Source organism: Actinomadura sp. NEAU-AAG7, from assembly GCF_018603865.1.
GTDB classification, from domain to species: Bacteria; Actinomycetota; Actinomycetes; order Streptosporangiales; family Streptosporangiaceae; genus Spirillospora; species Spirillospora litoris.
This window is the reverse complement of sequence record NZ_JAHFZY010000001.1, coordinates 247084-266427: the sequence shown is the minus strand read 5'-3', so window position 1 is coordinate 266427 and position 19344 is coordinate 247084. Positions and strand designations below refer to the sequence as shown.

Annotated in this window: 16 protein-coding genes, 1 tRNA gene and 1 pseudogene; 7 read left to right on the top strand and 11 right to left on the bottom strand. The window is 67.8% G+C overall.

The window, feature by feature from the left end; genetic code table 11:
• Window positions 1-10: 10 nt before the first annotated feature.
• The 3 genes and pseudogenes from KLI87_RS01195 to dcd form a co-directional block, all read right to left on the bottom strand.
• Window positions 11-748: pseudogene (locus KLI87_RS01195) on the bottom strand (ABC transporter permease); the annotation flags it as partial.
• A gap of 115 nt (window positions 749-863) precedes the next feature.
• On the bottom strand, window positions 864-2078 hold the full coding sequence (locus tag KLI87_RS01190; RefSeq protein ID WP_214615489.1) for a glycine betaine/L-proline ABC transporter ATP-binding protein: 1215 nt from the start codon (window positions 2076-2078) through the stop codon (window positions 864-866).
• A 159-nt stretch (window positions 2079-2237) separates the two neighbouring features.
• The gene (gene dcd, locus KLI87_RS01185) at window positions 2238-2813 is read right to left on the bottom strand and encodes a dCTP deaminase (RefSeq protein WP_214615488.1); all 576 of its coding nucleotides are present in this window, start codon (window positions 2811-2813) and stop codon (window positions 2238-2240) included.
• A gap of 88 nt (window positions 2814-2901) precedes the next feature.
• Between dcd and KLI87_RS01180 the strand changes: the two genes are divergently transcribed.
• Window positions 2902-2972 (top strand) — tRNA-Gly (locus KLI87_RS01180).
• A 72-nt stretch (window positions 2973-3044) separates the two neighbouring features.
• On the opposite strand, the gene KLI87_RS39640 is transcribed toward KLI87_RS01180, so the two are convergent.
• Together KLI87_RS39640 and KLI87_RS01170 are read right to left on the bottom strand one after the other, a co-directional pair.
• Window positions 3045-3218: a hypothetical protein gene (locus tag KLI87_RS39640; protein ID WP_250903450.1), complete on the bottom strand. Its 174-nt coding sequence runs from the start codon at window positions 3216-3218 to the stop codon at window positions 3045-3047.
• A 1018-nt stretch (window positions 3219-4236) separates the two neighbouring features.
• A complete protein-coding gene (locus KLI87_RS01170) occupies window positions 4237-5361 on the bottom strand; it encodes an MFS transporter (protein WP_250903449.1) in 1125 nt (374 codons plus the stop codon).
• Between the two features lie 212 nt (window positions 5362-5573).
• On the opposite strand from KLI87_RS01170, the gene KLI87_RS01165 reads away from it, so the two are divergent.
• Window positions 5574-5945 (top strand): MerR family transcriptional regulator, encoded by a 372-nt coding sequence (locus tag KLI87_RS01165; protein WP_156217340.1) that lies wholly within the window; start codon window positions 5574-5576, stop codon window positions 5943-5945.
• 561 nt (window positions 5946-6506) lie between these two features.
• Here the strand turns inward: KLI87_RS01165 and KLI87_RS01160 are convergent.
• Complete coding sequence (locus KLI87_RS01160; RefSeq protein WP_308165804.1) at window positions 6507-7439, bottom strand: formylglycine-generating enzyme family protein; 933 nt, start codon at window positions 7437-7439, stop codon at window positions 6507-6509.
• Window positions 7440-7508: 69 nt separating this feature from the next.
• Window positions 7509-8915, bottom strand: a complete 1407-nt coding sequence (locus KLI87_RS01155; protein WP_214615486.1) for a sulfatase — start codon at window positions 8913-8915, stop codon at window positions 7509-7511.
• Between the two features lie 1801 nt (window positions 8916-10716).
• Between KLI87_RS01155 and KLI87_RS01150 the strand changes: the two genes are divergently transcribed.
• The gene (locus tag KLI87_RS01150; RefSeq protein WP_214615485.1) at window positions 10717-11103 is read left to right on the top strand and encodes a hypothetical protein; all 387 of its coding nucleotides are present in this window, start codon (window positions 10717-10719) and stop codon (window positions 11101-11103) included.
• A 782-nt stretch (window positions 11104-11885) separates the two neighbouring features.
• Here KLI87_RS01150 and KLI87_RS01145 read toward each other — a convergent pair.
• From KLI87_RS01145 to KLI87_RS01135, 3 genes are all read right to left on the bottom strand, one after another.
• A complete protein-coding gene (locus tag KLI87_RS01145) occupies window positions 11886-12098 on the bottom strand; it encodes a hypothetical protein (protein WP_214615484.1) in 213 nt (70 codons plus the stop codon).
• Between the two features lie 8 nt (window positions 12099-12106).
• The gene (locus KLI87_RS01140) at window positions 12107-12313 is read right to left on the bottom strand and encodes a hypothetical protein (protein ID WP_214615483.1); all 207 of its coding nucleotides are present in this window, start codon (window positions 12311-12313) and stop codon (window positions 12107-12109) included.
• 510 nt (window positions 12314-12823) lie between these two features.
• On the bottom strand, window positions 12824-13300 hold the full coding sequence (locus tag KLI87_RS01135; RefSeq protein ID WP_214615482.1) for a DUF3237 domain-containing protein: 477 nt from the start codon (window positions 13298-13300) through the stop codon (window positions 12824-12826).
• A 74-nt stretch (window positions 13301-13374) separates the two neighbouring features.
• Between KLI87_RS01135 and KLI87_RS01130 the strand changes: the two genes are divergently transcribed.
• The 4 genes from KLI87_RS01130 to KLI87_RS01115 all read left to right on the top strand — a co-directional run bounded on the left by KLI87_RS01130 (window position 13375) and on the right by KLI87_RS01115 (window position 17582).
• Window positions 13375-13986: a TetR/AcrR family transcriptional regulator gene (locus KLI87_RS01130; protein WP_214615481.1), complete on the top strand. Its 612-nt coding sequence runs from the start codon at window positions 13375-13377 to the stop codon at window positions 13984-13986.
• A 259-nt stretch (window positions 13987-14245) separates the two neighbouring features.
• Complete coding sequence (locus KLI87_RS01125) at window positions 14246-14743, top strand: SRPBCC family protein (RefSeq protein WP_214615480.1); 498 nt, start codon at window positions 14246-14248, stop codon at window positions 14741-14743.
• 544 nt (window positions 14744-15287) lie between these two features.
• Window positions 15288-16382 carry a hypothetical protein gene (locus KLI87_RS01120; RefSeq protein ID WP_214615479.1) on the top strand — a complete coding sequence of 365 codons (1095 nt, stop codon included), beginning with the start codon at window positions 15288-15290 and terminating at the stop codon, window positions 16380-16382.
• A 198-nt stretch (window positions 16383-16580) separates the two neighbouring features.
• Window positions 16581-17582 carry a zinc-binding dehydrogenase gene (locus KLI87_RS01115; protein WP_214615478.1) on the top strand — a complete coding sequence of 334 codons (1002 nt, stop codon included), beginning with the start codon at window positions 16581-16583 and terminating at the stop codon, window positions 17580-17582.
• A 355-nt stretch (window positions 17583-17937) separates the two neighbouring features.
• On the opposite strand, the gene KLI87_RS01110 is transcribed toward KLI87_RS01115, so the two are convergent.
• Window positions 17938-19254: a tetratricopeptide repeat protein gene (locus tag KLI87_RS01110; RefSeq protein WP_214615477.1), complete on the bottom strand. Its 1317-nt coding sequence runs from the start codon at window positions 19252-19254 to the stop codon at window positions 17938-17940.
• Window positions 19255-19344 lie beyond the last annotated feature (90 nt).

The window sequence follows — 19344 nt, the reverse complement described above, 5'->3', positions numbered from 1 at the left end:
TGACCGGTGGTCAGAAGATGTTCGCCATGGCGCGCGACACGGTCGTCCGGTCGCCCAGCGCCCCGGTGACGCGGTCCAGGAAGATCGCCAGCACGACCACGGCGACGCCGCCCTCGAAGCCCTTGGCGACGTCCACCCGGTTGATGCCCTCCAGCACCTCACCGCCGAGCCCGCCCGCGCCGACCATGCCCGCGATCACCACCATCGACAGCGACAGCATGATCAGCTGGTTCACGCCCGCCATGATCGACGGCATCGCCAGCGGGATCTGGATGCGGGTCAGGATGCGGCCCGGCGGCGTCCCGAACGCCTTGCCCGCCTCGACCATCTCCGGGTCCACGCCGCGGATGCCGAGTTCGGTCAGCCGCACGCCCGGCGGCAGCGAGAAGATCACCGTCGCGACCACGCCCGGCACCACGCCGATGCTGAAGAAGAAGATCGCCGGGATCAGGTACACGAACGCCGGCATCGTCTGCATGAGGTCCAGGGCGGGCCGGACCATCCGGCTCACCACGTCGCTCCGCGCCGCCGCGATGCCGACCGGGATCGACACCGCCACCGACACGACCGCCGACACCAGCACCAGCGCCAGCGAGTCCATCGCCGGCTCCCACAGCTCCATGCTCTCGATCAGGCCGAACCCGAGCAGCGTGAACAGCCCGAGCCTCCACCCGCGCAGGAACAGCGCGAGCAGCGCGAACACGACGGTCAGCGCCAGCGGCGGAAGCACGGTCAGCACGTCGGTCAGCCCGTCGACGGTCGTCTCGACCGCCGAGCCGATCCCGTCGAACAGCCACCCGAGGTTGTCGGTGCACCAGGTGACCAGGTCGTCGAACCACTCGCCCACCGGCACGCGGGGAAGATCACTCATCGACGGCCGCCTTCACCGGCGGCCGGGCGCTGATCGCGCCGAGCGCCGCGAGCAGCGTCACCCGGGGGATCACGCCGAGCAGCGTCCCCTCCGCGTCCGCGACCGGCACCGGCAGGTCGCTCTCCGCGCACCGCGCGAACAGGTCGGCGACCGGTGTGTCGGGCGCGACGGGCGCCAAGTCCTCGGGGTCGAGCAGGCTCTCCAGCGACTGGACGCCGTCCTGCACCGCGTCCGTGATCGCCACCGCCTTGACCTTGCCGACCAGCCTGCGGTCGCGCCCGACCACGAACGCCGCGTTGGACTGGTGCTCGCGCATCGTCCGCAGCGCGGTCCGCGGCCCGGTGTTCGCCGGGACGGTGACCAGCGGCTTCTCCATCACCGAGGCGGCCGTCAGCACTTTGGTACGGTCCACATCCGCGACGAACCGGGCGACGTAGTCGTTCGCCGGGTCCGTGAGGATCTCCTCTGCCGTCCCGATCTGCACGATCCGGCCCTCCCGCATCACCGCGATGCGGTCGCCGATGCGCATGGCCTCGTTCAGGTCGTGGGTGATGAAGACGATCGTTTTCCCGAACCGCCCCTGCAGATCAAGCAGCAGGTCCTGCACCTCGCGCCGGATCAGCGGGTCCAGGGCGCTGAACGCCTCGTCCATCAAGATGATGTCGGTGCCCGCCGCGAGCGCCCGCGCGAGCCCGACCCGCTGCCGCATGCCACCGGACAGCTGACCGGGGAGCCTGTCCTCCCACCCCTCAAGTCCGACCAGCCTCAGGAACTCCCGGGCGGTGCGCTCCCGTTCCTCCTTGGGCACGCCGCGCACCTCCAGCCCGTACGCCGCGTTGGCCAGGACCGACCTGTGGGGGAACAGCGCGAAGTGCTGGAAGACCATGCTGATCTTGTCCTGCCGCAGCGCCCGCAGCGCCCTGGGGGACAGCTTGGCGATGTCCTGCCCGTCGACCTCCACGGACCCGTCCGACACGTCCAGCAGCCCGTTCAGCATCCGGATCAACGTCGACTTGCCCGACCCCGACAGGCCCATGACCACGAAGATCTCGCCCTGCTCGACCTCGAAGTCGGCGTCGAGGACGGCGGGGGTGACACCCAGCGCCCGGACCTCCTCCGGCGTCGCACCAGCCCTGAGTCTTCGCTGCGCCTCGACCGCCTTGCGGCCGAAGAGCTTGGTGACGCTTCGCGCGCGGAGTATGGACACGATCTCCTTCCGTGTTCCCACGTCCGGGGTGAGAACGGGTTCACGCCCGGACAGGACTCAACTCACGCAAAGAGATGCCAACCGGACGCCGATGTCAGACGTCGGTCGAAACTACCCGTATCGCGAAGATGTTTCATCTTTTGGTGATCCGCGTCACGATCACACCCTGGTGCGATGGAAGTTCAGGTACGACCGCGACGGCGTCGGCCCCCGCTGATCCTGGTACCGCGACCCGTACTTCTCCGACCCGTACGGATACTCCGCCGGCGAACTGGTCCGGAACAGGCACATCTGCCCGATCTTCATCCCCGGCCACAGCTTGATCGGCAGCGTCGCCACGTTCGACAGCTCCAGCGTCACGTGCCCGTTGAACCCAGGATCGATCCACCCCGCCGTCGAGTGCGTCAGCAGCCCGAGCCGCCCGAGCGAACTCTTCCCCTCCAACCGCGCCGCGAGATCGTCCGGCAACGCGAACACCTCGTAGGTGGACGCGAGCACGAACTCCCCGGGGTGCAGCACGAACGCCTCGTCCGCCTCCACCTCCACGAGCCGCGTCAGATCCCTCTGCTCCACGGCCGGGTCGATGTGCGGATACCGGTGGTTCTCGAACACCCTGAAGTACCGGTCCAGCCGCACGTCCACACTGGACGGCTGAACCATGCCCGGCTCATACGGGTCGATCTTCACCCGTCCGGACTCGATCTCGAACCTGATGTCACGATCGGAGAGCAGCACGTCCAAAAGCTACCGCCCCCGCCCACCGCACGCGCACACCGCCGATCCGGTACGATGTCCGAACGACGGCGGCCCCCACACCGCCCACGCGGGTGTAGTTCAATGGCAGAACTTCAGCTTCCCAAGCTGACAGCGCGGGTTCGATTCCCGTCACCCGCTCCCACACAAAGGCCCAGGCCAGTGACTCATCACTGACGCTGGGCCTTTCGCGTTCATCGGCCGCCGTGCCCGCTACGTGCCCGATGCCTCATCGGAGCCGTCGCCCTTCTTCCGGCGCTTCTTGGCCTTCTTCTCCTTCTTGAGTTCGCGCGCGGCCGTCTTCCCGAGCGTCGAGGCGATCTCCCGGTCACTTTCCTTCCGCGCGTGCAGGTAGACCTGCGCCGCCCGCGTGGACGAGTGGCCCATCCGGCTCATCAACTCGGCGAGCGAGGCGCCCGACGCTCCGCGGCCGCCGGGGCCAGCGCGGGATGGCGGGCGTGCGGCCTCTCCGGGCCGGTCCCGCCGTCCCGCGCTGCCCCTGGCAGCAGGGTGCCCGAGCGCAAGAGAATGCGAGCGACCGGGCCGCTCTGGGATGCTTCGGATGTGCCCGCCATCGGAAGCGGTCTTGATCGTTTCAGCGACACGCCGGGGACTCATGCACTACCGGAGGCTTGCTGAAATTGCAGCCCATGCACGGCCGCCCGTGCGTTACCCAGCCAGCGGCTTTACCATGGGGTCCTCATCGCCCCTACGAGGGTTCGCAACATCGTCATTGCCATGAGGTCCCTGCGGGGCGTGGACAGGTCCTCATCGCCCCTACGAGGGTTCGCAACCGTGCGCGGCTTCGCGCAACTGCTCCCACTCCACCCCCCGTCCTCATTGCCTCTACGAGGGATCTCAGAACCGCACCAGGACGAGTCGGAAGTCGCTTGAGCGAGCTCGAACTAGGGGCTACGCCGCCTTGTAGGCACCCGCTTGGCGGTCGCCGACGGCCGTGCCCGGCTCTGCGCGCCGGGCATGCGGCCTGTTCCGTCCGGTCCCGGCGCGCAGCCCGTGCGCGGTCGCCCCAGCGCCAGTGGGACCCTGAAGCCCAGGCTTTAACCGGTCGAGCAGCCTCCCCGCTTCCGGTGCCAAGGTCAGTTCTGTCGAGCCGCTTGATGGCCGGGATCGATGCCGCTGGCCGGTTCCCGACTTGTACGGGGCCCGCGCGGGGCCTCGCGACGGGCCATTGCGGGCAGGCAGGTGCTGCCCGTCCGCCGGGGCCCCCGCCCCCGCACAAGTCCGGAACCGTCCAGCTTTGAAGCGCAGGGAGTTGTCGGAATCGTCGCAGCTCCGTGGTTCTGCGTTAGGAGCGCGGTGCCGCTCCGCGGCTTCTACCGGGAAAATCGAAGGTCTTGCGGCTTGTTGCTCGCCCCAAGGCGGATGCGAGAGGCAACGCCAGTGATCACGGCAGCGCGCCCTTTTCGGCTGTCTGGATTCGCGCGTCCGGTTCGGGGGCGGTCTCGCGTTCCAATGTGCGGCCGGTGAATCCGTGTCGATGTGCGCCGATGACGATAGCGAGCGCCGGGAGCAGGAGCGCGAGTGTGATCCAGCTCAAGGAGGGGGGTCCCAGCACGTTGAGGGTGATACCGCCGATGATCCCGCCTGCGGCGATCGCGATGTTCCAGCATGTGGTGAGGAGTGCTTGTGCGACGTCGCCCGCTGGGCCTGCGGCGTCAGCGATCGCGGTTTGCAGCAGGGTTGAGGCGCCGCCGAACGCGAGTCCCCACAGGGCTGCACTGGCGTACACGAGGGCGGGGTTGCCAGAGAAGACGCTCAGGATGAGAGCGGCTGTGGCCAGGAGCGCGCAGGCCAGGATCATGAGCATGCGCAGGTGCCGGTCGATGAGCACGCCGGTGAGCCAGATGCTCACGAGCGAGACCAGGCCGAAGGTGAGCAGCACCGAGTCGACCTGACCCTCCATGTCGAGCGGGGCCAGGAACGGGGCGATGTAGGTGAAGAGGATGTTGTGCGCGAACACGAACGTCATCGTCACGATGAGGATCGGGGCGACACCGGGCAGACGGAACGTGTGGGCCAGCGGCAGTCGTGCGCCCTTGGATTGGCCGGGGAAGTCCGGAACGGTGGCGGTCACCCACACGATCAGCGCGAGAGTGACCAGCGTGATGACCCCGAACGCGAATCGCCAATCGACGGCCTTGGCGAGGAACGCGGCTGCCGGGACACCGACGGACAGTGCAACGGTCCCGCCCGCCATCGCGATGGCCATGGCCTTGCCGCGTTGGTGCGCGGGAACCATCCTCCGGGCGTAACCGGCAAGGAGCGCCCAGAGCATGCCGCCGACGATCCCGCCGAGGAACCGCGCGGCCAGGGTGAGCGCGAAACTGTCGGAAAGGGCCGTGACCGTGTTGGCGACCGCGAACCCGGAGATCGCGAACAGCAGGAGGTGCTTGCGCCGCCAGCCGATCGTGGCTCTCGTGAGAGGGACCGCCGCGAGAATCGCCCCGATCGCGAAGACCGTGACGCTCTGCCCCGCAGCCGCCTCGCTCACTCCCAGGTCGCGGCTCATCTGCGACAGCATCCCAGCGGGCATCGTCTCCGTCAGGAGCGTGATGAGCCCCGTGGCAGCCAGAGCCAGCAGACCCGCGAGCGGGAACCGTGCGTCAGCGGCGGAAGGGGGTGGTGATGTATCCGTTCGTGGCATACCCGATCATCAATGTGTGACATTGGTGTGAGGGTCAAGTCCGGCTGCATCGCAGCCCAGACGCGAAGGGTGTGGGGATGAAGATCGGTGAGCTCTCCCAGCGCACGGACACGCCGGTGCGGATGCTCCGCTACTACGAGGAACAGGGGCTGATCCACTCCGAACGGCTGCCCAACGGGTACCGGATCTACGAGGACTACGTTGTCGACCGGGTGCGGCAAGTGCGGGGCCTCCTCGAAGTCGGCCTGCCCACCCGGATCATCAAGCAGATCCTTCCCTGCCTGGACAGCTCAAGGGCGATATACCTGCCGTACGTCACCCCGGACATGATCGCGACACTCGAACACGAACGCGACCGCATGGCAGAGAAGATCGAATGCCTCACGAAAAACCACCGAGCCATCAACGACTACCTCGACGCCGTGAGCCGCGATATCCGAGACTCCTGATGAGACGCCCCAGTACGTCTTGAGCCGCCCGGGTTCGTTGGAGACTTGATCGAGCGGATGATCGAGTCATGGCACGGAAGCCCCCTACTTTCCTGAGTTGCGGCAGCGTGAGGTGCGTCCGCGGTACGACAACGAGATGGCCGCGATCAAGTTGGTGGCCTACAAGCCGGGCATCGGGTCTGCGGTGGCCATGCTGGGACGAAGTGGTCTTGCAAACTCCGGTGCTAACAAACGGGCTCGGACGATCCTGGACGGTTGTGGAGCCGGCGAAATCAGGGGAGGGTTCCCGCGCAGGTCAGGGGACAAACGCTCCCCGGCTCAGCCCTAAGATCGCCACGGCGTGGTTGAGGTCGGTGCGCCACTGCGGGCGATCGCTGCCGCGCGGCTTCTGGTGCTCGGGCCGTGGCCGGCCCTGCGCTCTGGGTCTGCTTGCCCTTGGGTCAACGGGCGGAGGGCAGGTCGGCTGTACGGCAGCGGTTGGCGAAGCAGTGGCACGGGAGCCGGCGGAGTGGTTTGCAGCCATGGCGATCGCCGCTCACCACCGTCGGCGAAGGTCTCCCGTTAAAGTCCCCTAGCGACGCGGAAGCCGATGTTGCCTGCGGAACTGTCGGGTGTATTGGACGACCTGGCCGCGACGCGATAGCGGTTGCAGTAGGACGCGTGGCACATGTGCGAACCACCGCGCATCACCCGTGTCGTGCCCTCAGGCGGACCCACCGGGTCCCTGCGTGGCCCGGTGCGGTGGAAATCGGCGCTGAACCAGTCGGCACACCACTCCCAGACGTTCCCGGCGACGTTATAGAGGCCGTAGCCGTTAGGCCGGTAGGACTTCACCGGCGCCGTGCCGAGATGGCCGTCCTCGCCGGTGTTGAGATTCGGGAAGTCTCCCTGCCAGACATTGCACATGTGCCGTCCGCCCGGGGTCAGTTCGTCCCCCCAGGGGTAGCGGCGCTGTTCCAGTCCGCCTCGCGCGGCGTACTCCCATTCCGCCTCGGTGGGCAGCCGGGTTCCCGACCAGGCGCAGTACGCCTGTGCGTCGTTCCACGAGACGTGCACGACCGGATGGTTCTGCCTGGAGGTGATGGACGAGCCAGGCCCCTCTGGCCGCTTCCAGAAAGCACCCGGTACGGCACGCCACCAAGGAGTCGCGTGGACAACCTGGGAAGCGCGCGTGTTCTTCTCACTGAGAAAGCTCTCGAAAATGAAGGAGAACCCGAATCGTTCGGCCTCGGTGACATGGCCGGTGGCCTTGACGAATGCGGCGAACTGGGTGTTGGTCACCGTGGTCGTCTCGATTCGGAAGGGGGTCAGCTCGATCTGCCGGACCGGTCCCTCTCCGTCGGCCCGGTAGCCCTCCTCGTCGTCGGTGCCCATGAGGAAGGGCCCGCCGGAAAGCTGGACCATGTGCTTGTGGCGCGGCGTGGCCGACCGCGGGGGCGCGGTCGGCAGGGTGCCCGCCGGCTCGCGGCCGGGGGTGCAGCAAAGGTCGTACATGGGTTCTCTCCGCTCGGCCAGGTGACCGCGGCCCGCCCGCGAACGCGGGCCGCGGTCCTGGCTGTGTGGTCAGCTCTGGCGGTCCGCGGCGAGCTGAGTGGCCAGCGCGGGGATGCCGAGGCTCTGCTCGTCGGCGGGGCTCGCCTGGTAGAGCTTGTTGGTGAGCTGGTACGGGTCGTTGACGAGGTCGTAGTACTCCCGGAAAGTGACCTGTCCGGTGCCGGAGACGCTGCCGCTCGCGTCGGTGTGCAGGTCGTAGTACTCGACGTACTGCCGGTTCTTGGCGACGTAGGACGCCCAACTGTCCTTGACGCCCGCGGTGCCCTGCTTCCACCATTCGACCAGCAGGTGATCGCGGTTGAATCCGGACAGCAGCGACTCACCGTCCTGCGACGTCGGGGAGGTGATCCCGGCGGCGGCCAGGATGGTCGGTGCGATGTCGATGTTGGCGACAATTCGGTTGTCCGTGGTCCCCGAGCCCAGGCCGCCCGCGGGCCAGGACAGGTAGAACGGCACCTCGTGGGCCGGGGAGTAGGGCGTCCCCTTGCCGAGGAGGCCGTGATCGGCCCATTGGAATCCGTTGTCGCCGATGTAGATGACGAGCGTGTTGTTGAGCTGGCCGAGGTCTGTGAGCTTGTCCTTGAACGCCTGCACGGCGTCGTCTACGGACAGCAGAGTCCGCAGTTGCCGCTGCCGCACCGCCCGGCCGTCGGCCAGCGTGTTGGACGCGTTCTTGACATAGGCCGGCTTGTCACTCCGGTCGGCCTCGGGCACGGAAGGACGGCCGTTCCAGGACGGCACGACCGTATCGGCGTACTGGGCGGCGGGAATGTTGGGCTCGTGCGAGGCGTACGGTGTGACATACGCGAACCACGGGCGCGTGTCGGTCGTGGATTTGCTCAGGAAGGCCAGCGTCCTATTCTTGACGATGTTGGTCGTGTACCCGTTGATCGTCTGAACGGTGCCGTTGACGTTCCACTGGGCGTCCACGTATCCGGGCTGGAGCAGCGCCCATTCCTCGAAGTGCGGTGGGTTGTCGGCCAGCGTCCAGGAGTTGAGGTACTTCCCGAACAGCCCGGTACGGTAGCCCGCTTGCTTGAGGTGGTGCTGCACCGTCGTGCTCTGGTCCAGGCTGTGAGAGGCGGCGTTGTTCCGCACGCCGTGGTTGTGCGCGTAGCGTCCTGAGAAGATCGATGACCGCGAGGGGGCGCACAGCGGCGTGGTGACGTGGCCGTTGTTGTAGGTCACGCCGTGCCCGCCGAGCCAGGCGATGGTCTTCTGGATCGCCCAGTTCGTCTGCTTCGGATTGTCGTCGGTCACGATCAGCAGGATGTTCGGACGGGCGGCCGCGGACGCCGTCCCGCCGATCCCCGGAAGCGCCGAGGAGGCGGCCGCCACCGCGGCCGCCGCGGCGGTGCCGGCGAGAAATTGCCGCCGACCGACCCCGCTTCCGCGCTCTTGCTGTTCCTCGTTCATGTTCCCCACTCCTCTCGCTGACGGCGGCCTGCCGCCTCCGGACGGAAATGAATCACTCGATAGACGCACGGGACGCCGAGAAAGAGAAAGGGAAAACGGGCCTGCGGCACGAAGAAATTCGAGCCGCATCGGAAGGTGATCTCAAACCTGGAGCCCTGGATGCGAAATCACAGGGGGCCTGGCCGGCGGCATGGCAATGCGCTGCCGTTCCGACTGCTATAGGGCGAAGGGCGGACAGAGCGCGCTCGCCTGCCGCTTGAAATCGACATGCAGGCGAGCGACCAAAAAGTCACCCGAAGTCATAAGCGAACGGTAATGAACTGCCCCCCGCCGCGTCAATCCCGCGAGCTGACCTATTTCCGGAAGAAGGTGGGCCCCGCGACCATGGGCCAATGTTGAGACGGCGCACGCCTACGCCTTAACGTCACAAGGGGGCGGCTATGCGCATTGGCGATTTCGCGCAGAGTTTGGCGGGTGCCCGCAGATTCGAGCACGGCCGACGCGCCAGCCCTTCGGCCAGGCGCTCGCGCAGCCTTCCGGAAGCCGTCTGAAGCGGCTTCGATACGAACAAAAACGATAGGAAAAGTAGAATAGATTGTCAACACTTCGGCTCAGGGCCATGTCGACCACTGTGGCGCACGCCCGAGCCGGGAAGCGACCAGCCCGCCCGCGCGCCGTCCAGCCAGCGGCTTTGGCATGGGTCCTCATGGCGCCTGGGAGAGAGCGGCGGGCGTGTTGGGGAGATCGGTCGGCCGACTTCGTCGTCCCTGGTGGTGGGCGCCGGCCCGGGGCGATCCGGTCGCGTCCGGCTCGGGGGTGCAGGGTGGGCCATCGGCTCGGCTTCTTGAGCACTCTGGGGCGGTGCCGAACCGACCTGGGCTGTCACGCTGATGCGGATGATCCGCACTCCCTTGAGGTAGGAGATGCCGTCGCGGGCCACTTGCCGGGCAGCACCCGAAGCGGCATCGTCCGCCCGGCGCTTGAGTTGCCTACTCGGACGCGAGCTGGACAGGCACGATCCATGTCACCACACCAGCATCGGCGACACGCCCGCCGGCCGCGTACCTGACCTCCCAGGGCAGTACACCAGGCCCCGTTCGGACAGACATGTCGCGCCATACGGCGAGCAGCGCCTACGGTGTCGTTGATCGGAACCTGACGCTCAGCGCGGTCCCGAGAGAAGTACCGCCTGGAGTCAGCGGCCGAACTCGGCGATCGCCTCCGGGGTGAAGAAGTTGACGAGGTTGCCGTCGGGGTCGCGGAACGGCAGCGCCCGGTTGCCCCCACGGCATCGTGGTCGGCTCGGTGGCGAACTCGCCGAGCTATCCGGTCAGGTCGCCGTGCGTCCGGTCCACGTTGTCGGCGGGCCTGGACGAGCTCGGCGCGAACAGCGGTCCGGTGCGGGGTGCTCGCGATGGGAAACGTGTCCCAACCTGCCGGCCGCGTGCTCACCCTCCTCGATCTGCTCCGGTCCGGCGGCACCCGGACGATCGCCGACCGCCCCGGCGGCGAGGGCCAGACCGTCCGGCGGTACGCGGATCAGCTGCTCGACCTCGGCGTGCCCGTCGAGGCGGTGCGCGGCCGCTACGGCGGGTACCGCCTCGCCTGCGGGCTTCGGAACCGCGAGCGAGATGGCGGCGGCGAAGATCCGGCGGGTGCTCCCTCTCGCCCTTGCCCGCGGGCTCGACGCCGTCCTGGAGTCGCTCGCGTTTCACCCGGCCGTCCGGCAGGCCCGCCGCGTGCATCTGCGCCCTGGGCCGTCACTTACCGAGCGTCAGTACTTAACCGTAATGTGCACCGCATGGGCTACGACCTGCACATCACGCGGAAAGACAACTGGTCAGAGGAACTCGGAGCGGAGATCAGCACCGCCGAGTGGGCTGAGGTGGTTGTGGCTGATCCCGACCTGGTTATGTGCCGAACAGCGCAGGCGGTCGTGGATGGTCAGGAGTTGACGTACGAGCACAGATGGTTGGCTCAGATGGTGACCCACCCCGAACGAGACGAGAAGGGCGCTTGGCTCGACTGGTCGAACGGCCGCATCGACGTGAAGAACCCCGATGACCTCCTGGTGGAGAAGATGCGTCAGATAGCCCGGAGGCTGAACGCTCGGGTCCAGGGTGATGACGGCGAGTACTACGACGAATTCTCCTCCAGCGGACGGCCAGGGTCGGCTGAGCGTGCGTGACTGGGGAACCCCGTGGTTCCCAGACCCGCCGAGGAAGTCACCCGTTCGCGCGAACGATCACCCCGGAGCGATGCGCGTCTGTGCGGCCAGGCGTCGAAGAACGACAGGGAAGCCAGGGGCCAGCCCGATGCAGGTCAGCGGAGCGAAAGGCATGCAAATAAAAGGGTGTCAAGGGGCGGTCGCGGCCACTCGTGGTGCGAGCAGAGGCCAGGTCAGCCGCCATGACGGCTTAGATCGGGTTGGTTCCCGAGCTGACAGCGCGGGTTCGATTCCCGCCACCCGCTCCCACCGCAAAGGCCCAGGCCAGAGACTAGCTCTCCGCCCCTGGGCCGCGGTCTTCCGAAGACCCGCCAAGGGGCGCCCTCCCCCGAGCGTGCCCCCAGGCGCCAGGCCCCGCTCGCGCCACCGTCGCGGCCCTTGAGGTGCCCATCCACGCGAACGAACCCTGACGTCACGCCCCGAGAACCGGGCCGGAGAGAACTTTCCCTACGTCTTCAAAGGCGCCCGCTGCGCGGCCGCCGTTACCAGCCCGGGACGGCGGCGTGCCGCCTTTGCGGGCCGGTCCCGCCGTCCTGTGTGTCGGTTTGTGGGCCTTTGGCCACAGCAGTGCCCCCGTAGCGACTGCCGGACCCATGAGGAGCGCTAAACGCCTGCGACGAACCAGCGGTCTCACGCAGAACCTGGCTCGCACTAGCGCATTAGCCGACCGGGAATGTGTGTTGGTTGCCTATTCGTTCGCGGTGGGCTCGATGCGCGAGCGCACCGGCCGAGCCGCGAGGTGGTCACGGACGAGGTGGTGCGGTGCTGGTCGGGGCCTGCGACTTCACGGTGCCGGCGATCGCCGCCATGATCGCCGTCAAAACACTGAAGATGACCGTCATCCCCATGGCGGCGCCGTTGCCCTTCTGGAAGCCGAAGAGCCACTTGAGCTGACCACCGAAGGTCGTGGTCCCCCCTAGCGGCTGTACGAACAAGATCGCCACTACGTAGAGCATGCAGAGCGTTACAGTGCCCACACGCCGGCGATCCTGCGGGCGAACGCCAACGCCGCTGCGATGAACAGCAACCCGGCGCCGATGACGCCGCCGACCACGTTCTCCACCACCGGGCTCGGTGAGGAGTCGGCCGACCCGCCGACGGTGGCGACGTTGTAGAGCGCGAACCAGATGAGCATGCCGGCGCTGAGCAGCGCCAGGTTGCCCGCGGCCATCGCCGCCGCGGCATTCGCCCTCGGTTTGGGCGGCCCCGCGAACGGGCTTGGTCCGCCACTTCGCGGCGCGGGTCCGCCTGGCATCGGCGGCTGACCATACTGAGGAAACCCGGGCTGCGGTGGATTCGGTTGCACCCGCACTCCTCGCCTGTTCCGGCGGCACGGGACCGCCGCCTGTCGGTGTTCGTGATCATCAGAGCGAAAGTCCGCGAATTGTGGTTGGCCGGTGGCGGCACGCTGACTTCGCAGCGCGGCGACTGGGGCGGGGCTGCGGCAGCGTAGCGACCTGGCACCGTCCGAGCGGAACCGTCGCGAAAACCCTGGTTCGGGATCGCGGTGGCCATGTCGTCGATGGTCTGGACTGCCGAGAACTCGTAGCAGCCCAACGCGATATCGACCAGGTCGGCTGGGCCGGGCCTGGTGTAGCGCAAACGCGGCCGTAAGCGCACGCTCGGATCGCTGTGTTTCGACCTGCGTTGCTGGTCGAGCCATGTTGACCGTGCGGTTTCCTCATCTCAGCTCGAAGTATTCGTCGTGGTACAGGGCGTCGGCGGTGCCTTGGTCGGTCATGCCGGCCCGGTAGACCGCCTGCAACCTGTTGAGCCACCGGTAGCGTTCGGCCCCGGTCTCGAACATGCACGCTCCTACGATCTTGCCGCCGAAGCCCGGCGAGGTGTTCATCCGTCCGGTCCCGTACATGTAGATGAGCGCGTTGTCCTCGGTGACGACCCGGCCGCGCCAATCCAGTGTCCCGGTGCCGTCGGGACCGATGACGAACCAGTCGGCGGCTGCCCCCTGGAGGCGGGCGGTGAGGCCACGGCCTTCGATGATCCCGTCTGTCAGGTCGATGATGACCCGGGTGCCCGCGGGTGTTCCGCCGAGGGTCGCGTAGGGAGCCGGTCGCCACACGCCCCGGAACAAGGGGGTGAGGGACGCCGGGGTGGAAGTCCCCGGCAGGTCGTGGACGATCTGCTTGAGCGTCAGCACGGGCCACCCTTTCTGCACTACTTTGACCCCCCAAGGTACTCGTTAACTTTGGAGTGTCAAGGTAGGGTCGGTGGATGCAGCGACGAGTGCGACGTGATCCCGGCGAGGCCAAGCGGCTCATTCTCCAGGCGGCCGAGCAACTGCTGGCCGACGGTGGGCTCGGCGCCGTGCAGGTACGGGCTGTGGCCGCCAAGGTCGGTGTCACCGACGCCGCGGTGAACCATCATTTCGGCGGCCGCGATCAGCTCCTGGCCGCGCTGCTCAAACATGGCGGTGCCCGTGTGCGGCAACGCATCGGTCAGGTGGTCCAGGGTTGGATCAGCGCCGACGCCGACATCGGCGAACTCGTCCAGGCGCTCGCGGAGATCTACGCCGACGGTTATGCCGAACTGGCCCTGGCACTGCACCAGTCAGGATGGCGCGACCCGGGAAGCGGGATGCTGGACGAGGTCGTCGACGCACTCCACGAACGCGTCACCGCCAGAGCACGGCAGCGCCACCGCCCCTTGCCCGACCGCCGCCGCACTCAGCTCACCGTCGCCGCCCTTCATCAGGCACTCGCGATGGAACCGATCGTCGGCCGGCAGTTCCGCCGCAGCGCGGGCCTGACCGGACCATCCCAGCAGGACACGGCGGACACCCTCACCTGGTGGCGGGATCTGGTGAACCACATGCTCGACCCATGAAGTGGTCGGCTCGCCCTGGGCGGGGGCTGGTCGATCTGACTTGCTCCTGCATGGTCATGGTCTGATGCCCAAGCGATCCGGCAGCACCGTTCGCTGAATCGTGGTCGATGGCCTGGGTGCGGTAGGCCTCCCAGGCCGTCTTCACGTCCGGTGTGTGTCGTGTCCGTACGGCCTGAAAGTGCCGGCTCCAGGAAATCTCCGACCGGCGGCGGCGTCCTCGTGCACTGAGCAACCGATTCGACGAGCAGAGGAGCATGACATGTCTGACAGGCCGACTTTTGTGTATGTCACCTTCATCCAAGCCACGCCGGAACAGGTTTGGCACGCGCTGACCGACGCCGATGTGACCGCCCAATACTGGGCCGAGCACAGCAACGTCTCCGACTGGCAGGTCGGCTCGGCCTGGGAGCACCCGCGCACCGACGGTTCCGGGATCGTCGACCTCGTCGGCACGGTCCTGGAGGCTGCGCCACCCAGGAAACTGATGATCACCCGGACCGGTCCGAACGAGGAGCGGCCCGACGGTCCCGGCCGGGTCACATTCGACATCGAGCCGCATGGCGACATCGTCCGGCTCACCGTCACTCACGAGAACCTGGCCGACCACGACGAACACGTCTCGGTCTCCGCGGGATGGCCGTCCGTGCTCGCCAACCTCAAGAGCCTCCTGGAGACCGGGCACGTCCTCCCGCAGGGGCCATGGGAAATGTACGCCGAGATGCGCGCCGCCCGAATGGCGCGCAACGACCCTCGGTAACCCCGCGGCCCTGATTGTTTCCCGGTGCTCTCGTCCAACCGCGGATTCGCGAAGGTGGCGAACAGGTTGAAGGCGCGTAGCCGGTTGACTTGGGCCGCGTTCACGTGCCCAGCATCGGTCAGCTTTTTCGCTGGCCTGCTCGGCCTGCGTACGTGTCGCGAGGGCCTGTAAGCCTCGCATGGCGCCGTCCTCGACTCGATAGTGCAGTCGGTACTTCCTAGCCTTCGGCCCCGAGGGTCGGGGGCACGCGATGCGTGAGACGGGCTGCTATGCCTTGCGCGGCGCCTGGGTGGGTGCTGGGCACGTCGGATCTGGGCCGGTGCGAAGTTCGTTCGGCAGCTGGTGATGAATGGGTCGTCGGTTCGATTCCAGCGGGCGGTTGCGTCTCAAGACCTCTTGAGCTGGAAGGGCTCGTGGGTGACTGCCGGGCTGGGCCGCCCCTGGAGTCGGTCCACATCTGGCCATTCGGGCAAATTCGGCGTCGGCTGGGGCGTCTTCATTGTGCAGATCGAACATGCGATGGTTCTTCATCGACTCTAGGTAGGTGCTCATCTTGCGACGAAAACCTCTGCTCGGGCCTGGTGTTCTCGTTCTCGCGATCGCATTGACCGTGAACCTCGTCACGGTCCGCGGCGCCGACGCCACGGAGAAGATCCGGCCGACCATCACGCTCGCGGCGGACAGGAACCCGCTCGACGTCGGCCATCGGACGGCGGTCGTGACCGGCACGGTCACGGCGACCATGCCCGATGGGAGTACCGGGCCGCTCGCCGACCAGCAGGTCGAGGTCACCCCCGATGTCGGAGCGAGCCAGCCACAGACGCTGACCACGGACGGCGACGGACACTTCAGCCTGGCCGTCACCCCGGACGACCGGTACACGATCGTGGAGGCGGCGATCCAGGAGACCGATCAGGTGGCGGCGGCGAGGGCGCCGCAACTGTGGCTGGAGGTCCGGCAGACCGCGGCCAGTGCTCAGTCCTGCGAGGTCACCCCCGCCCGGGTCACCAGGACCACACCCATCACGGTCACCGGCACCGTCACCTATGACACCGGCGCCGGGCCCGTGCCCTTGACCGGTCGAAACGTCGTGGTAAGGGATGACAAGAACTACCAGAGGCTGGGAACCGGTCCGCTGAACGCCGCCGGAGCATTCAGTGCCACGGTGCCGATCACGGCGGACCCGGGCTACCACCCCCTCTACGTGGCACCCGACATTCCGTCGGACGACCTCTACTTCTACCCGGTCAACTGCGGCAACTCCGAGGGCAAGGTCCCGGTTGTCCTCGCGCCCGGGAAGCCGCGGTTCGTGAACTTCAGTGTCGCGTTCAACGAGCCCGGACGAGCGGGCGTCTTCGGGGCCATCGAGAGCCCGCTGGGACCGAACGGCGAAGTGTTGTTCTCCGACATGGAGAATCTGCCCATCGTCATCGAGTGGTCGCGCAACGGCAGAAACCACTGGCGGCACCTCGGGCGGTTGACCTCCCTGAGCAGCAGCGGGGTCTTCGGCACTCGTGACCGGGGTCTCCCGGAATCGGACAGCGACCCGTTCCCCTCGCGCGAGGGGTACTTCCGAGCACGCTTCGAAGGAAACAACTTCCTCTACCCGGCCGCCGGCCCGGTGGTGCGCGCGCGGTAAGCAGGCGTGATGAGGCACAGGCCGGCATGAGCTTCGGAGCGCGGGGTCCTGGGTGGTCCTGCGCTCCGGGGCGTGGTCGCGTCGTCATTCGTGCTGAGGTTGAAGCACGAGGTCCGCGATCGCTGACTCTGGTTTCGGCGGGGCGTCGCGGCGGTGGTCACTGGAAGATCGTGGGGCGTCTGGACGTTGGCTGCGGGTATGGAGAGCAGCGAGGATCTCGAAGTACGGGCACTGGTCCAGGGGTCGCACCGGGGGCCGAAGGATCTGGTCCTGACGACCGACCGGCGGCGCCCCACCCCTGGGGCTGGTGAGTACCTGATCCGGGTGGGGGCGGCCGGGGTCAACTTCGCGGACGTCATGCAGACCCATGGCACCTACAGAGGCGGGCCGCGGGCGCCGTACGTGGCGGGTTTCGAGGCCGCCGGCGAGATCGCGGGTGTGGGCCCGGACGTGAAAGACCCGCTTCCGGTCGGTACACATGTCATCGGCGCCGGGCGGGGAGCGTTCGCGCAGTACATGACGATGCCGGCGGCGGGTGCGCTTCGCGTGCCCTCCGGGTGGAGTGACGCCCAGGCTCTCGGCCTGGTACTGAACTGGGCGACCGCGTTGGCGGCGTTGAAGCCGCTGGGCGAGGTCAAGGCGGGTGAGGTGGTGCTCGTTCATGCCGCGGCGGGTGGTGTGGGGCAGGCCGCCGTCCGGCTCGCACGCCATTACGGGGCGCGCGTCATCGCGACGGCGTCACCGGCCAAGCACGACACCGTCAAGGCGCTCGGTGCCGACGAGGTCGTGGACGGTCGGCGTCCCGATCTGGCGGCGGAGATCACCCGCTTGACCGGCGGCGTCGATGTGGTCCTGGAATCGGTGGGGCAGGCCACGTTCGAGGCCAGCCTGTCGGTCGCCAAGCCCTTCACCGGACGTGTCATCGTGTTCGGTGCCGCTTCCGGCGACGCCACTTTGACCACGGCCGACCTGGTCTTCACCCATCATGCTCAGGTGAAGGGCCTGCACATCGGCGCGCTGGCGGCCGCGGCCCCGGCCCTCTACCAGTCGTTGCTCGTCGAGATCGAGGCGCTCATCGCCCAGGGCGTGTACCCGCCCGGCAACCCCCACGTTCACCCCCTGGAGGAGGGGCCGACGGTGCTGCAAGACCTCGAAACCGGCCAGACCCAGGGCAAGCACGCACTCGACCCCTGGCGCTAGCGGCCGCGGTTCCAGCGAGGATAGGGCGTGCCTGGCCACGGCCGCCGCGGCTTGGGCGTCGTGGGGCCCTCCAACTGGATTTCGGGGGCGCGACGTCCGGTGGTTCGGCGGTCCGGCATTCCCAGCCGCGCAGGGCACCGTGGAGACCGTGCTGATCCGGGCGCGACATGGCCGGACTTCTCTCCTTGGCCCGCCAGGACAGGGCGTGCTCGCTCGCCGGTTGCGCTGGGGGGGTTGTGGGTCTGTGCCGAGGCCCGGCTTGTGCTGTTGCGCTGTCCGGGAACGCCGGGCCTCGGCCTGGCATGAGCTGGGCGGCTTCGTGTCGGTTGGGGCCGTCGCCGTCCGGTGGCGGTGGTCAGGTGGCTTTGCCGCGGGCTATGTAGAGGTTCATGTTGGTGAAGTCGACGGTGACGTTGAAGGGCTTGAAGAAGCAGTGGGCGAAGTAGCCGGTCGCGTCGTAGCCCGGACCGTAGGGAAAGGGGACGTTGACCTGCATGTTCGGGTCCATCTCGCAGTAGACGTCGGTGGCGGCGGCGTCGCCGAGGCGGAGCTCCCTCGGGTAGCAGGGGTAGGTGACGGTCGCGTGGCCGTGCCCGGAAGTCTGGAGGGGGCGGTCGTAGTCGGTGCGGATTCCCAGCCGCTTGGCCACGTCCCCGGGCATGCCCGCGGCTATCTCGCCGGTTCCGCCGAGGTTCACGCCCACCACGCGGGTGCCGGAGCCCGCGATGCTGCCGATGCTGCTGAGGTCGTGGTCGCGGGACATCCACAGGGGCAGGGGCTTGACGCCCGCCCGTGCCGCGTCGGTGCGGACCTTCCTGGCCGCCTCGGGGGTCGGACGGCGCAGGATCAGCGACCCGCCCGCGTAGTCGAAGGTGGTCAGCAGGTGGTAGAAGACCCAGGTGCCGATCAGGCCGTCGTTGCGCTTGGGGGGCGCGTCCTCGGCCGATTCCGCCTCGGACCAGTTCACGGGGACGTTGCGCAGTTCGATGCCGCCCAGCTTGAAGGAGTCCAGCACCCCGTAGTAGGAGACCATCTTGTGGCCTTCGAAGTCGCTCTCCTCCTGGTAGACGGGGCGTAGCCCCGCCTCCTTGGCCACCGCCGCGGACATGCCCAGCCAGCCGGCGCCGGTGTAGAAGCTGAAGAGCTTCGGCGGCCCGCCGTTGACCGAGACCTCGATCTGCGGGTCCGGGTCCGACTGCTCCCATTCCACACGGCCGATGTCGCCGTGGACCTGGTACGCGTCGCCGCCGACCGCCGCGAACCATTTCGCGTAGGCGACCTCGCCGGCCGCCTGCCAGTGCGGGACGGAGAGGGAGAACTTGTCCTGCCGGATGTAGCAGTCGCCGAGGAGCGTGTTGGCCTCCTTGTCGTCGGGCGCCGACTTGAGGGCCATCGTGAGGTACTTCTCGGCTTCGGGGAACCTGTTGCCCAGGAGCCCGATATAGCCGCGCTGGCGAGCCGCGCGCAGGTTCGTGGGGTCCTTCTTGAGGATCTCCTCGTACGCGCGGGCGGCCTGGTCGAACTTCCCGGCGTTGAACAACGCGTCCGCGTCGTCGCCGCGGGTGCGCGCCTTGGCCGTTCCGCCTACCAGCGGTGCCGTCGCGGCGGCACCGGCCACCACGGCCGCGCCTCGCAACAGCGCACGCCGGTCCCACGAGCCGTCGTCGACCATGGCCTTCTCCTCTTCTGGTCACCTTCCGAAGCCGGGGCGCCATGCCCTCGGCACGGACCGTGGCGGTCCATCGCCTCCCATCGAAGACCG